Below are 14,237 nucleotides of genomic sequence, written 5' to 3' on the forward strand. Positions count from 1 at the left end.
TGCGGCCAGGTATGCCGCCCGCATGAATAGGAGCACCGTGAGCACCACCTTCGTCGTCCCCGCCGGAATCGCCGCCGGGGCCGCCATGCGCGAGCTGGATCTTCCCAACAAGGGCCCCGAGGCCGTCGTGGTGGTGAAGACGACCGACGGCACCCTCAAGGACCTCAGCTGGGTCCCGGAGACCGACACCGAGGTCGAGGCCGTGGCGGCGAACACCGACGACGGCCGCAATGTGATCCGGCACTCCGCGGCGCATGTTCTGGCGCAAGCGGTTCAGGACGGCTTCCCCGGTACCAAGCTCGGGATCGGCCCGTACATCACGGACGGTTTCTACTACGACTTCGACGTTGCCGAGCCGTTCACCCCCGAGGATCTGAAGAACCTCGAGAAGAAGATGAAGCAGATCATCAAGGCGGGTCAGAAGTTCAGCCGCCGTGTCTACGCGAGCAAGGACGAGGCCCGCGCCGAGCTGGCGGGAGAGCCGTACAAGCTCGAGTTGATCGACGACAAGGGCGCTGCCGACGACAGCGAGGTCATGGAGGTCGGCGGGGCCGAACTGACCGCGTATGACAATCTCAATCCCCGTACCGGCGAACGGATCTGGGGTGATCTGTGCCGCGGACCGCACGTGCCCACCACCAAGTACATCCCGGCCGTGAAGCTCACCCGTAGCTCCGCGGCGTATTGGCGTGGCGACCAGAACAACGCCGACCTTCAGCGCATTTACGGCACCGCATGGGAGTCCCCGGAGGCACAGGACGAATACCTGGAGCTGCTGGCCGAGGCGGAGAAGCGCGACCACCGCCGGCTCGGTGCCGAGCTGGACCTGTTCAGCTTCCCCGACGCCCTCGGTTCCGGCCTGCCGGTGTTCCACCCCAAGGGCGGCATCATCCGCAAGGAACTGGAGGAGTACTCGCGGCAGCGTCATGTGGACGCCGGGTACGAGTTCGTCAACACCCCGCACCTCACTAAGAGCGCTCTCTACGAGGTCTCGGGGCACCTCGATTGGTACAAGGACGGCATGTTCCCGGCCATGCACCTCGACGCCGAGTACGACGACGAGGGCAACGTCACCAAGCCCGGCCAGGACTACTACGTCAAGCCGATGAACTGCCCGATGCACAATCTGATCTTCGACGCCCGCGGCCGGTCGTACCGGGAACTGCCGTTGCGGCTCTTCGAGTTCGGCTCCGTCTACCGGTATGAGAAGTCCGGGGTGATTCACGGCCTGACTCGGGTGCGCGGAATGACTCAGGACGATGCGCACATCTACTGCACTAAGGAGCAGATGCATGGCGAACTCACCACGACCTTGAAGTTCGTGCTGTCGCTGCTCAAGGACTACGGCCTCGATGACTTCTACCTGGAGCTGTCGACCAAGAATCCCGAGAAGTACGTTGGCGACGACGACGTCTGGGAAGAAGCCACCAAGACCTTGCAGCAGGTTGCCGAAGCCTCGGGCCTCGACCTGGTACCCGATCCGGGCGGCGCCGCCTTCTACGGGCCGAAGATCTCGGTGCAGGCGAAGGACGCCCTGGGGCGTACCTGGCAGATGTCGACGATCCAGCTCGACTTCAACCTGCCCGAGCGGTTCGAGCTCGAGTACACCGCGCCGGACGGCACCAAACAGCGTCCGGTGATGATCCACCGCGCTCTGTTCGGTTCCATCGAGCGGTTCTTCGGTGTGCTCACCGAGCACTACGCGGGTGCGTTCCCGGCGTGGCTGGCACCCGAGCAGGTCGTCGGCATCCCCGTGGCTGAGCAGTTCGGCGATCACTTGGAGACCGTGATCCGCAAACTCCGTGCCGAAGGCATCCGCGCCCACGTCGACCACAGCGACGATCGGATGCAGAAGAAGATCCGCAACCACACCACCCAAAAGGTTCCGTTCATGCTGCTGGCGGGGGAGCGCGATCGCGAAGCCGGTGCCGTCAGCTTCCGGTTCCGCGACGGCACCCAGGTCAACGAGGTCCCCGTCGACGATGCCGTCCAGCGGATCGTGGAGTGGGTGCGCGCGCGTCGCAATGAATCGCCGACGGCCGAGCTGCTGGGCACCGTCGTCACGCCCTGACGGAAACGAACGAGACGGGAGGGGAAACGACATGGTCGACGAATCCAGCGACGCACACCGCGATTTCGGTGTGGGTGACGGCGATGAGAGCATCGAACGGCTGTGGACGCCGTACCGGATGCGATACCTCGTCGACACCCCTCCCGTCCCCGAGGGCAGCACCGCCTTCCTGGAGATCCCCAAGCTGGCCGACGAGGACGGCCTCATCGTTGCCCGCGGCGAACACTGCTACGTGGTGCTGAACCTGTTCCCGTACAACCCGGGTCATTGCATGGTGGTTCCGTATCGTCAGGTCGCCGATCTCGAGGAGCTGACCGACGACGAGGCCTTCGAACTGATCAAGCTCACCCAGAAGACGATCCGAGTGATCAAGCGGATCTCTCGGCCCGCCGCGTTCAACGTGGGCTTCAACCTGGGCCGCTCGGGCGGTGGTTCGATCGCCGAGCACCTGCACCAACACATCGTGCCGCGCTGGCCCGGCGATGCGAACTACATCACGGTGCTCTCGGGCACTAAGGTGATGCCGCAGCTTCTGGGACAGACCCGGGCGCTCATGGCGAAGGCCTGGGAGGAGGTCTAGTGTCTTCGATCTTCAGTCGCGAGGCGGTGTCCAAGGTCACCCTTCCGATCGGAAAGACGCTGATCAAGACGGGCCTGACGCCCGACGCGGTGACTCTGTTCGGGACCGTCTGCTCGGTGACCGCGGCGCTGTGGCTCTTTCCCACCGATCACCTGTTCGCCGGCGCTCTGGTGATCTGGTTCTTCGTCATGTTCGACATGCTCGACGGGGCCATGGCCCGCGCCCGCGGCGGCGGCACCCGGTTCGGTGCATGGCTCGACGCCACCTGCGACCGGATCGCCGACGGTGCGATCTTCGCCGGTCTCGCGTGGTGGGCCGTGTTCACCGAGAACAACCGCTACAACCTGCTGATCGCCACTCTGATCTGCCTGGTCACATCCCAGGTGATCAGCTACGCCAAGGCCCGCGCCGAAGCCTCCGGTCTCAAGGGAGACGGCGGGTGGATCGAACGCCCCGAGCGCCTGATCATCGTTCTCGTCGGAGCCGGATTCACCGGACTCGGTCTCTGGTGGGCCATCCACATCGCGATGTGGCTGCTCGCCGTCACCAGTATCATCACCGTGTTCCAACGCGCCATGAGCGTGCGCCACTCGCCCGGAGCCACCGATCTGCTGCCGCTGCCCCAGGCGGCCGCGCAGCACGAAGGGGATCAGGCGTGATCAACCCGCGCGAGGAGGCCGCTGACCTCGCCTATCGCTCCGGGTGGGCGATCACGAAACGGATGCCCGAGGCCGCCGCCCGGTTCCTGTTCGACGACCTGGGTGGTCGATTGGGCGCTCGCGGCGAGAACGTCCAGCTCCGGAAGAACCTGGCGCGGGTGCTCGGCACCACGCCGGATGCGGTGCCGCAGAGCCTGATCGAGGCGTCAGCGCGGTCGTACGCGCGGTACTGGCGTGAGTCGTTCCGGCTCCCGTCCATGGATCTCACGCAACTCGGTCGCACACTCGACCAGTACGTCGAAGCCCCCAGCGTCCACGAGGCCATGGCCGACGGGAAGGGCGCCGTGCTCGCACTTCCGCACAGCGGCAACTGGGACATGGCCGGGGTGTGGCTCGTGCAGCAGTACGGCAGGTTCGCCACCGTCGCCGAGCGCCTCAAACCCGAATCGCTGTTCCGCCAGTTCGTGGACTACCGCGAGTCCCTGGGGTTCGAGATCTTCCCGACCTCCGGTGGCGAGCAGCCACCGATGCCTGCACTGGCAGAGCGTCTGCGCGCGGGTCGCCCGATCTGCCTGCTCGGTGAGCGCGATCTGGCCCGCCACGGCGTGCCGGTCACCTTCTTCGGTGAACGCACCCGCATGCCCGCCGGCCCGGCGAAGCTGGCGATCGACACCGGTGCCCCGCTGTTGCCGGTGCACTGCTGGTTCGAGGGCGACGCCTGGGGTTTCAAGGCCGGACCTCCGATCGACGTCAGCCTCGGTATCGAGGACGCGACGCAGCGACTCGCGAACGCCTTCGCGGACAACATCGCCGCGCATCCCGCCGACTGGCACATGCTGCAGCCGCTCTGGGAGGCCGACTGGTCACAGGCCCGGCGTGAGCGCATCCTCGGGCCGCAGGAGCGCTGATGCGGATCGGGATGATCTGCCCGTACTCGTTCGACGTCGCGGGCGGGGTGCAGGCCCACGTCGTCGACCTGGCTCGTGTACTCATCGCGCGCGGCCACGAGGTCTCGGTGCTCACCCCGTCGTCGAAGGAGACGGTGCTGCCCGACTTCGCCGTCTCCTCCGGCAAGGCCGTCGCGATCCCGTACAACGGCTCGGTTTCGCGCCTCAGTTTCGGTCCGGTCGCCTTCTCCCGGCTTCGCCGCTGGATTCGTGACGGCGAGTTCGATGTCCTGCACGTGCACGAGCCGAACGCACCCAGTCTCGGGATGCTCGCGCTGGCCATCGCCGACGGGCCGATCGTCGCGACGTTCCACACGTCCACCGAGAAGTCGCTCGTGCTGTCGGTGTTCCAGAGTGTGCTGCGTCCGTCGCACGAGAAGATCCGCGGCAAAATCGCCGTCTCTGAACTGGCCCGCCGCTGGCAGATGGAGTCCCTCGGATCCGATGCCATCGAGATCCCGAACGGCGTGGACGTTGCGCACTTCGCCGAGGGGGACCCGCTGCCCGGCTATCCGCGCCCCGGTAAGACCATCCTGTTCCTGGGCCGGTACGACGAGCCCCGCAAGGGCATGGCGGTGTTCCTGGAGGCATTGCCCGCGATCGTCGCGGCGCAGCCCGATGTCGAGGTCCTGGTGATCGGTCGGGGCGACGAGGAGAAGCTGCTCCGCGACGCCGGACCGTATGCGAAGCACCTCCGACTGCTGGGCGCCGTCACCGATGACGAGAAGGCGGCCGCGCTGCGATCGGCCGACGTCTACGTTGCGCCGAACCTGGGCGGCGAGAGCTTCGGCATCGTGCTGGTCGAGGCCATGGCCGCCGGTGCCGCCGTGGTGGCCAGTGACCTCAACGCCTTTGAGCGCGTGCTCGACGCGGGGGAGTGCGGCGTGCTCGTCCCGGTCGGCGACGGGGCCGCACTCGGGGCCGCGGTCGCCGGCCTGCTGTCCGATGAGGAGGCCCGTCGTGCCCAGGTCGCGCGCGCGTCGGAGGCGGTGTGGCGTTTCGACTGGTCGGTCGTTGCCGAACAGGTACTCCGCGTGTACGAGACCGTCGCCGTGCCGGGCGTGGTCGTGAGCATCGACGACTGAGGCTGCCGTGCTGAACCTGACCGCCACCACCGTGCTCGTGATCGGGCTGATCGTCGCGGCGGTACTGATCGTCGCCGTACTGGCCTACCAGACCGCGCACCGTCTTGACCGGCTGCATGTGCGCACGGACCTCTCGTACCAGGCATTGGAATCCGCGCTCGCTCGGCGAGCGGTGGTCGCCCGTGCCGTCGCCGCATCGATCCCCGTTGAGCAGGGGCGGGCACTGCGCCTCATCGCCGACCGCGCGGAGAACGCCGACCGCGATAACCGCGAGGTGCGTGAGAACCAACTCTCTGCCGCTATCGGGGCCATCGACGTGGAAACCCTGCCGCGGTCGCTGGTCGCCGAGATCGCCGACGCCGACACCCGTGTCACCATGGCCCGCCGGTTTCACAACGACGCGGTCCGCGACACCCGGGCGCTGCGGGGCCGCCGGTTCGTGCGCTGGCTGCACCTGGGCGGCACCGCGCCGATGCCGCGCTACTTCGACATCGTCGATCGCGGCGGTGTGCTGCCGGCGGCGCTGCTCGCGGAAAGCGGGGACCGGCGGGTGTCGGCGCGGGTGATCCTCGTCGACCGCGACGGTGCGGTGCTGCTGGTACACGGCCATGATCCCCGCAACACCGGCGACCGGTTCTGGTTCACACCCGGTGGCGGTGTGGAGCCGGGGGAGGAACTGGCGGCGGCGGCGCTGCGGGAGGTCCGGGAGGAGACCGGGCTCGAGTTGTCCCCGGGCTCCCTGCTCGGTCCGCTCTACCGGCGCGAGGCGGTGTTCGCCTTCGACGGCGACGTCATGGACTCCGACGAGTACTTCTTCGCTGCGACCGTCGACCGGTTCGATCCGCGCCCTGCCGGGCTCACCGATGTCGAACTGCACACCATCGATGAGATGCGGTGGTGCCAGCCGGACGACGTGACCGGTCTCGCCGACCCCGTCTACCCGCAGGCGCTCCCGGGCCTCGTCGCCGATGTGCGGGCGGCGCTCGCTGCCGGCGGCGTGCCGGCCGGTGCCCCTATCGCCATCGACTAGTTCGGAAACCGGCGGTTTTCTCGGTCATGCGCCGCTATTCGCCGGGTGGCCGAGAAAACCGCCGGTTTGTGAGTCACGTCGATTCGGAGATGAGGGGAACACCGCCGGATTCCGTGATCCGTACGGTGCGGGCGCGACGTGCGACGAGCGCACCGTCCACCTCGCGGACGGTCCAGCCGTTGGCGAGGTACACACGACCCGGTTCGACGTCGCGCAGCGGTACGCCCCAGAAACCGTGGTCGGGAACCACCTGGACCTCGATCTCGTCCGCGTGGAACATCACCAGCCATCCGTTCCAACACAGCTCCGGTGGATACCCGGCCATAGGACGCCCCACGATGATCGGCACCGCCTCGTAGCCCGCGCGGATGTCCCAGACGCCGGGCGGGGCGTTCTGGATGTCGAAGGCGTCCCGTGCCCCGGCGGCGTCGGCGACCACGAAGACCATCCGCTCGTCATCGGGCGGCACGTCGAGCCAGCGGGTATCGGTGGAGATGAAGGGGTTGGACGAACTGGCGATCGTTCCACCGACCGTGACCATGAAGTCGATGGCGCGATCCACATCGGCCTGGGTCGGCCGGCTGATGGACATGCCGTGGGCGTCGACGCTGATCTCCGACTGATAGCCGTATTCGTTCTCCGGTGCCAGGTACTCGCCGTCGCCGAGTGCCGTGAGCGACCACCGGTCGACGAATGCGGCGACGAGTGCGGGGTCGAACTCGGGGCCGGTGAGCTCGGTCTCCGGCTCGATCGAGTACACGTCGATGAATCCGCCCATGCCTGAAGTGTATGCGGGAAGGCGTGTGACCCACCCGGCGGAAGGCGCACCGTCATCGGGAATACTGGGACCCCACACGTCCCACCCCGCTCAAGGAGACCCGTCAGTGACCACTGATCCCCAGACCGCACCCGTCACCGGCACCGCACGCGTCAAGCGCGGCATGGCCGAGATGCTCAAGGGCGGCGTGATCATGGACGTGGTCACCCCCGAGCAGGCCAAGATCGCCGAGGACGCCGGGGCCGTGGCCGTCATGGCCCTGGAGCGCGTGCCCGCCGACATCCGCGCGCAGGGCGGCGTGAGCCGCATGTCCGACCCCGACATGATCGACGGCATCATCTCCGCCGTCTCGATCCCGGTGATGGCCAAGGCCCGCATCGGCCACTTCGTCGAGGCGCAGATCCTGCAGGCCCTCGGCGTCGATTACATCGATGAGTCCGAGGTCCTGACCCCGGCCGACTACGCCAATCACATCGACAAGTTCGCCTTCACGGTGCCGTTCGTCTGCGGCGCGACCAACCTCGGCGAGGCCCTGCGCCGCATCACCGAGGGCGCCGCGATGATCCGCAGCAAGGGCGAGGCCGGGACCGGCGACGTCTCCAACGCCACCACGCACATGCGCAAGATCCGCGACGAGATCCGTCGCCTCACCTCGCTGCCCGAGGACGAGCTGTACGTGGCGGCCAAGGAACTGCAGGCTCCGTACGACCTCGTCGTCGAGGTCGCCAAGAACGGCAAGCTGCCCGTCACCCTGTTCACCGCGGGCGGCATTGCGACACCCGCCGATGCGGCCATGATGATGCAGCTCGGCGCCGAGGGCGTGTTCGTGGGTTCGGGCATCTTCAAGTCGGGCAACCCGGAGCAGCGCGCGAAGGCGATCGTCGCCGCGACCACCTTCTACGACGACCCCGGCAAGCTCGCCGAGGTCTCCCGTGGGCTGGGCGAGGCGATGGTCGGCATCAACGTCGACGACATCCCGCAGCCGCACCGCCTGGCGGAACGCGGCTGGTGACGGCATGTCGCCTGCCGGTGCCGGGGGAATCGCGCTAGCGTCGAGGCTGCGCGTACGCCGGGTTCCGGGGCGACGAGCCGAATAGCAACGCACGATCGACGATGTAGCAGGTGAGGCGGAGGATGTCAGACACAGCAACCGGAGGACAGCGGGCCGACGGCGCTCCGATCGCGCTGCGGGTGCTCGCGTACATCGCCGACCTCTGCCTGGCCTCCACGGTGATCGCCGTGGCACTGATCATCAATGTGCTGGCCGGTCTCGAGAAGGGGCTGTACTTCCTCGGTGGCGGCGTGATCGTCGCGATCATCGCCTCGATCGTGCTGCACGGCGCCTACGCGGCCAGCCCCGGCAAGATGCTGGCCGGACTCAAAGTGGTCGACGCCGATACCCGGGCCGCCCTGGGCTATCCCGCGTCGGCCATTCGCTCGCTGGTCTTCAACGTGCTCGCGCCGCTGGTGTACCTCCCCGCCTGGTCGATCCTCGCGGACGCCGGGCGTCGCGGGATCCATGAGAAGGCGTCCAAGACCACCGTCGTCGACGGCACCGAAGTCGAGGTCGAGCAGGCACCGCGCACGGCGGCGGCGCCATCCGGCCCCCTGGGCGGCCTGGTGACCGGCGAGGGTGCCCAGGACGATTCCGGGTTGCAGCGCATCCCCACCCCACTGCCGGGTGACGGTGCCCGGACCGCCGCGCTCACCGACACCGGTGCGGAGACCGAGGCTGAGCCCCGGGAGCGACTGCAGCCGCCGTCGCTGCCTCCACTGCCCGACGACGTTCCCGGCCTGCGCCCTGTGCCGCCCCGCTTCGGCCCGCCGCTCGCCGAGGGCGAGCAGCCTGCCGGTCCCGCGGCGCCGGCCGCCGCGTTCGCTTCGCCGCCGCAGGCGCCGGTGCCGCCCGCACCCCGCCCCGCACACCCGCAGAGCCTCCCGCCGCAGCCGACCCAGCCGCCGCAGCCGCAGAGTGCTCCGCCTCGCCCGGCCTCATCCGCGCCCCCGGTACCGCCGCAGGGGCCGCCCCCGCAGCGTCCGAGCGCACCGTCGCCGCTCCAGACCGCCGGGGCCGGAGGTCAGCGCCCTGCGGGCGCTGCGCCGATCGTGCTCCGCTTCGACGACGGCCACTCGGTCGATGTGCGCGGTGACGGCATCATCGGCCGCGAGCCGGTGATCCCGGCAGGTCTGGACCCGTCCAAGGTCACCAAGCACGTTCTCGTCGACGACACCGCCTCGGTGTCCAAGACCCACCTCTTGTTCGGACTCACTCGCGGTGAGCTGTGGGTCGAAGACGTAGGGTCGACGAACGGATCTGCGATCGCATACGAGGATTCGTGGACCGAGCTCACCAAGGGAGTCAGGTACGCCGTGGAGAAGGGCAGCGTCGTGCATATAGGGCAGCGCAGTTTCAAGGTGCTCGGCGGATGACCGCCGAGGCCACAGGAGACGGCTCGGCACGTTCGGAGATCGTCTACGGCGCCCAGGGCGGCGTCTCGATGAAGTGGGTCGCGATCAGCAACCCGGGCCGCGTCCGGATGACGAACGAGGACGGTGCGCTCACCGGACCGGGCATGTTCCTGCTTGCCGACGGCATGGGCGGGCACGATGCCGGTGAGGTCGCCTCAGCGGCTGCGCTGGAGGCACTCGCCGAGGTCTTCGGCCCCGAGCCCGCCGACGCGCAAGTCGTGATGGAACAGGTGGTCGATCGACTGCGGCAGGCGCACGCCACCATCGAGGCCATCGATTCGGAGACCGGCAAGCGTGCGGGCACCACGGTGACCGGGGTCCTGCTGACCACCTACGAGGACGTGCCGCATTGGCTCGTGGTCAACATCGGCGATTCGCGTACCTACCGCCTCGCCGAGGGCTACTTCGAGCAGCTCACCGTGGACCATTCCCAGGTGCAGGAGCTCATCAACGGCGGCTTCCTCAGCCCCGAACAGGCGCGGGTCGACCCGCGGCGCAACGTGATCACCCGCGCTCTCGGTGCCGGCATGGAGCCCGACGCAGATTTCTGGATCGTGCCTGCACAGCCGCAGGAGAAGCTGCTGGTGTGCTCGGACGGCCTCAACGGCGAGCTCACGGACGACGAGATCCAGTCGATACTCGAATCCGAGGTCCCGATCGACGAGTGCGCCGATCAGCTCGTGTCCGCGGCCCTGAACGCGGGCGGCCGTGACAACGTCACCGTGATCGTGGTGGAAGCCACCACCGAACCGGTCGGCGAGGACTGGTGACCTGAGTAGAGTCACCTCGTGGCTGACATCGAAGCACTCCTGAGCCTGGAGCAGATCGACCGCGATATCTTCCGCGGAATTCACGCACCGTCGATCCTGGTGCGCACCTTCGGCGGGCAGGTCGCCGGACAGGCGCTGCGGTCCGCGATCTCGACCGTCCCCGACTCGATGCAGGTGCACTCACTGCACGGCTACTTCCTGCGTCCCGGCAACCCGGATGCCGACACCGTCTTCCTCGTCGATCGCATCCGCGACGGCCGATCCTTCTGCACCCGCCGGGTCAACGGCGTGCAGAACGGTGAGGCGATCTTCTCCATGTCGGCCTCGTTCCAGCTGCCCGGGCAGGAGGGCATCGAACACGCCGACGAGATGCCGGTGGCCCCCGACCCCGAGACGGTGCCCAACCCGCGCGAGGACCCCAACGCCTCCACGGAGAGTCGCGGGCTGATCCAGGAGTGGAACAACTGGGACATCCGGATCGTCGATCAGGCGCAGACCGAGCCCTATGCCGGGCGAGCGGTGCATCAGCAGGTGTGGTTCAAACACATCGGCCGGCTACCCGATGATCAGAACATCCACACCAGCGCCCTGGCCTATATGAGCGATATGACGCTGCTGACCTCCGCGCGGGTCGGCCATCCCGGCGTCGATACCCAGGTGGCTTCCCTGGACCACGCCATGTGGTTCCTGCGGCCCTTCCGCGCCGATGAATGGTTGCTCTACGACCAGACGTCGCCGTCGGCCGGCGGAGGCCGTGCCCTGACCGCCGGACGGATCTTCAGCCAGGACGGCACGCTGGTCGCCGTCGTGATCCAGGAGGGCCTGCACCGCTACCGGCACTAGGCCACCCGCGGCGATCCGGTGCCGGGCACCTACGCTGTTCACCCGTGACTGTGCGGATCGGAGTTCTGGCCCTTCAGGGTGATGTGCGTGAGCATCGGCGGGCACTGGAGGAGGTGGGGGCGGCCACCAGCGCGGTGCGCACCGTTGCCGACCTCGCCGCCGTCGACGCCATCGTGATACCGGGTGGCGAGTCCACCACCATGAGCCGGCTGCTCGGCGTGTTCGACCTGTACGACCCGCTGCGCGCCGCCCTCGCCGGTGGGCTACCCGCCTACGGATCGTGCGCCGGGATGATCCTGCTCGCCTCCGAGGTACTCGACACCCGGCCCGATGCTCGTTGCCTGGCCGCGATCGATATGACGGTCCGGCGGAACGCCTTCGGCAGACAGGTGGATTCGTTCGAGACCGACCTCCACGTCGCCGGCATCGACGGCGCACCGGTACGGGCCGTGTTCATCCGCGCGCCCTGGGTGGAACGGGTCGGCGACGGTGTCGACGTGCTGGCCAGGGTGCCTGCGGAGGCGGGTGAGTCGGCGGGTACGGTGGTCGCAGTGCAGCAGGGTGTGACGCTTGCCACATCCTTCCATCCCGAGGTGACCGGGGATCTGCGGATCCACGAGCACTTCCTCTCGATGGTTCGGCGCGGCTGACCCGTCTCGGTCTGCCCACGCCCTCTGCCGGATCGTGTTGAGGTGGTGGGGCCGCGTGCGGTACCCGCAGACGGACAGGGGGTGCGCGCATGAGCTACATGCCGGTGACCGATTCGATGTTCCTCGTCGCGGAATCGCGCGAGCATCCCATGCACGTGGGCGGATTGCAGCTGTTCACCCCACCCGACGGGGCCGGGCCCGATTACGTGCGTTCGGTGGTCGAGACGATGCGCGCGCATACCGATGTGAGCAGCCGCTTCGGACGTCGCCCGGCGGATCCGGTCGGCATCGTCGGCAACACGTGGTGGACCGATGTCGACTCGATCGACGTCGACTACCACGTGCGGCACACGGCGCTGCCCCAGCCGGGACGGATCCGCGAGCTCTTCCAGATGGTCTCGCTGTGGCACGAGACCCTGCTCGACCGGCATCGTCCGATGTGGGAGCTCCAGGTCATCGAGGGGCTCGAGGACGGACGGTTCGCGGTCTACAGCAAGGTGCATCATTCGCTGGTGGACGGTGTCTCGGCCCTGAAGTACATGACCCTCTCGCTCTCGGAGGACCCGAACGACATGGAGGGGCGCGTCGTCTGGCAGCCGGGGCTCGGCAAGCGCGCAAGGCCCCAGGAACCGGCCCCGGCGAAGCCGTCCGGTCTGTTCGGCGTCGATCCGCTGGGCGTGGCGAAGCAGGCCGCGGGTCTCACGAGCGAGGTGCTCGGTATGGTTCCCGCCTCGCTCAAGGTGGTGGGCAACGCCTTTCGCGATCACGACTACATGGCGCCGTTCCAGGCGCCGCACACCATCTTCAACGTCCCGATCGGCGGCGCCCGGCGTTTCGTCGCCCAGTCGTACTCGCTCGAGCGGATCAACGCGATCCGCCGCGCGGCGGGAGCCACCGTCAACGATGTGGTCCTGGCGATGTGCGGCGGCGCACTGCGGTCGTATCTGGCCGAGCTCGGCGAACTGCCCGACCGGTCGCTCACGGCGATGGTCCCGGTGAACCTGCGTAAGGAGGGTGACGCGTCGGACTCGAACGCGGTGGGCACGATCATCGCCACGCTGGGGACCGATATCCCCGACGCCGCCGACCGGCTGCACATGGCGCGTGATTCGGTACGGGCCGCCCGCCGGGTGATGGGCGAGCTCTCGCCGATGCAGGTGCTCGCGGTGAGCGCGGCCAACATCGCCGGACTGGCACCGGGCCTGCTGCCCGGGTACTCCGGCCGCACCCGGCCGCCGTTCAACCTGGTGATCTCGAATGTTCCCGGCCCCCGCGCCCCGATGTACTGGAACGGTTCCCGCCTCGACGGCATCTATCCGGCGTCGATCGTGCTCGACGGTGCCGCCATCAACATCACCATCTCCACCAACTACGACAACCTGGAGTTCGGCATCGTCGCCTGCCGTACCTCTGTGCCGCACGTGCAGCGCCTCATCCACCACCTCGAAGATGCGCTCGGCGAGTTGGAGAAGGCTTTCGCGTAAACTCGGGGGGTTGATACAGCGCACCAGGACTGAATCGAGGGTTCGATGAGCGGCCACTCCAAATGGGCCACCACCAAGCACAAGAAGGCGGCGATCGATGCCAAGCGCGGCAAGCTGTTCGCCAAGCTGATCAAGAACATCGAGGTCGCGGCCCGTACCGGCGGTGGCGACCCCGACGGTAACCCCACGCTGTACGACGCCATCCAGAAGGCGAAGAAGAACTCCGTTCCCAACGACAACATCGAGCGCGCGCGCAAGCGCGGCGGCGGCGAAGAGGGCGGCGGCGCGGACTGGCAGACCATCATGTACGAGGGCTACGGCCCCAACGGTGTGGCGGTGCTGATCGAGTGCCTCACCGACAACCGCAACCGCGCCGCCGGTGAGGTCCGCGTCGCGATGACCCGCAACGGCGGCAATATGGCCGATCCGGGATCGGTGTCGTATCTGTTCACGCGCAAGGGCATCGTCACCCTGGACAAGAACGATCAATCCGAGGACGACGTGCTCATGGCCGTGCTCGACGCCGGTGCCGAAGAGGTCAGCGATCTCGGCGAGCAGTTCGAGATCATCTCCGAACCCACGGATCTGGTCGCGGTGCGAACGTCGCTGCAGGAGGCCGGAATCGACTACGAATCGGCCGAATCGGGATTCCGCGCCTCGGTCGAGGTGCCGCTCGACGCCGACGGTGCCCGCAAGGTGTTCAAGCTGATCGACGCGCTCGAGGACAGCGACGACGTGCAGAACGTGTACACCAACATCGACATCTCCGATGAGGTGCTCGCCGAGCTCGACGCCGACTGATCCGGACGGCCGCATTGCCGTTCTGCATCGCCCCTACTGTCCGGTACTGATGCGTCAGGATATTCTCAGA

General features: G+C 67.8%; 14 protein-coding genes. 13 read left to right on the top strand and 1 reads right to left on the bottom strand.

The window, feature by feature from the left end; genetic code table 11:
• Positions 1-22 precede the first annotated feature (22 nt).
• The 6 genes from thrS to TPAU_RS09635 are packed head-to-tail and all read left to right on the top strand — an operon-like array spanning position 23 to position 6,372.
• Positions 23-2,071, top strand: a complete 2,049-nt coding sequence (thrS, locus tag TPAU_RS09610) for a threonine--tRNA ligase (protein WP_041944365.1) — start codon at positions 23-25, stop codon at positions 2,069-2,071.
• Between the two features lie 31 nt (positions 2,072-2,102).
• The gene (locus tag TPAU_RS09615) at positions 2,103-2,651 is read left to right on the top strand and encodes an HIT family protein (RefSeq protein WP_013126556.1); all 549 of its coding nucleotides are present in this window, start codon (positions 2,103-2,105) and stop codon (positions 2,649-2,651) included.
• Positions 2,651-3,310, top strand: coding sequence for a phosphatidylinositol phosphate synthase (gene pgsA, locus TPAU_RS09620; RefSeq protein WP_013126557.1), 660 nt, complete (start codon positions 2,651-2,653; stop codon positions 3,308-3,310). Before TPAU_RS09615 ends, pgsA begins: the two co-directional genes overlap by 1 nt.
• The gene (locus tag TPAU_RS09625) at positions 3,307-4,218 is read left to right on the top strand and encodes a phosphatidylinositol mannoside acyltransferase (RefSeq protein ID WP_013126558.1); all 912 of its coding nucleotides are present in this window, start codon (positions 3,307-3,309) and stop codon (positions 4,216-4,218) included. The genes pgsA and TPAU_RS09625 overlap by 4 nt, the downstream gene beginning before the upstream one ends.
• Positions 4,218-5,342, top strand: coding sequence for a glycosyltransferase family 4 protein (locus TPAU_RS09630; RefSeq protein WP_013126559.1), 1,125 nt, complete (start codon positions 4,218-4,220; stop codon positions 5,340-5,342). The genes TPAU_RS09625 and TPAU_RS09630 overlap by 1 nt, the downstream gene beginning before the upstream one ends.
• 10 nt (positions 5,343-5,352) lie before the next feature.
• A complete protein-coding gene (locus tag TPAU_RS09635; RefSeq protein ID WP_049825974.1) occupies positions 5,353-6,372 on the top strand; it encodes an NUDIX hydrolase in 1,020 nt (339 codons plus the stop codon).
• Positions 6,373-6,445: 73 nt separating this feature from the next.
• Here TPAU_RS09635 and TPAU_RS09640 read toward each other — a convergent pair whose 3' ends face one another.
• A complete protein-coding gene (locus tag TPAU_RS09640; RefSeq protein WP_013126561.1) occupies positions 6,446-7,150 on the bottom strand; it encodes a hypothetical protein in 705 nt (234 codons plus the stop codon).
• Positions 7,151-7,256: 106 nt separating this feature from the next.
• On the opposite strand from TPAU_RS09640, the gene pdxS reads away from it, so the two are divergent.
• From pdxS to TPAU_RS09675, 7 genes are all read left to right on the top strand, one after another.
• Positions 7,257-8,162, top strand: a complete 906-nt coding sequence (gene pdxS / locus TPAU_RS09645; RefSeq protein ID WP_013126562.1) for a pyridoxal 5'-phosphate synthase lyase subunit PdxS — start codon at positions 7,257-7,259, stop codon at positions 8,160-8,162.
• Between the two features lie 122 nt (positions 8,163-8,284).
• Entirely contained in the window at positions 8,285-9,580 is a 1,296-nt protein-coding gene (locus TPAU_RS23710; protein ID WP_013126563.1) for an RDD family protein, read from the top strand.
• Positions 9,577-10,389: a PP2C family protein-serine/threonine phosphatase gene (locus tag TPAU_RS09655; RefSeq protein WP_013126564.1), complete on the top strand. Its 813-nt coding sequence runs from the start codon at positions 9,577-9,579 to the stop codon at positions 10,387-10,389. Before TPAU_RS23710 ends, TPAU_RS09655 begins: the two co-directional genes overlap by 4 nt.
• Before the next feature lie 18 nt (positions 10,390-10,407).
• A complete protein-coding gene (locus tag TPAU_RS09660; RefSeq protein WP_013126565.1) occupies positions 10,408-11,232 on the top strand; it encodes an acyl-CoA thioesterase in 825 nt (274 codons plus the stop codon).
• A 44-nt stretch (positions 11,233-11,276) separates the two neighbouring features.
• Positions 11,277-11,882, top strand: coding sequence for a pyridoxal 5'-phosphate synthase glutaminase subunit PdxT (gene pdxT / locus TPAU_RS09665; RefSeq protein ID WP_013126566.1), 606 nt, complete (start codon positions 11,277-11,279; stop codon positions 11,880-11,882).
• An 89-nt stretch (positions 11,883-11,971) separates the two neighbouring features.
• Positions 11,972-13,366 carry a WS/DGAT/MGAT family O-acyltransferase gene (locus TPAU_RS09670; protein WP_013126567.1) on the top strand — a complete coding sequence of 465 codons (1,395 nt, stop codon included), beginning with the start codon at positions 11,972-11,974 and terminating at the stop codon, positions 13,364-13,366.
• A gap of 45 nt (positions 13,367-13,411) precedes the next feature.
• Positions 13,412-14,167, top strand: a complete 756-nt coding sequence (locus TPAU_RS09675) for a YebC/PmpR family DNA-binding transcriptional regulator (RefSeq protein WP_013126568.1) — start codon at positions 13,412-13,414, stop codon at positions 14,165-14,167.
• Positions 14,168-14,237: the final 70 nt, after the last annotated feature.

It is taken from the genome of Tsukamurella paurometabola DSM 20162 (genome assembly GCF_000092225.1).
Classification (GTDB): domain Bacteria; phylum Actinomycetota; class Actinomycetes; order Mycobacteriales; family Mycobacteriaceae; genus Tsukamurella; species Tsukamurella paurometabola.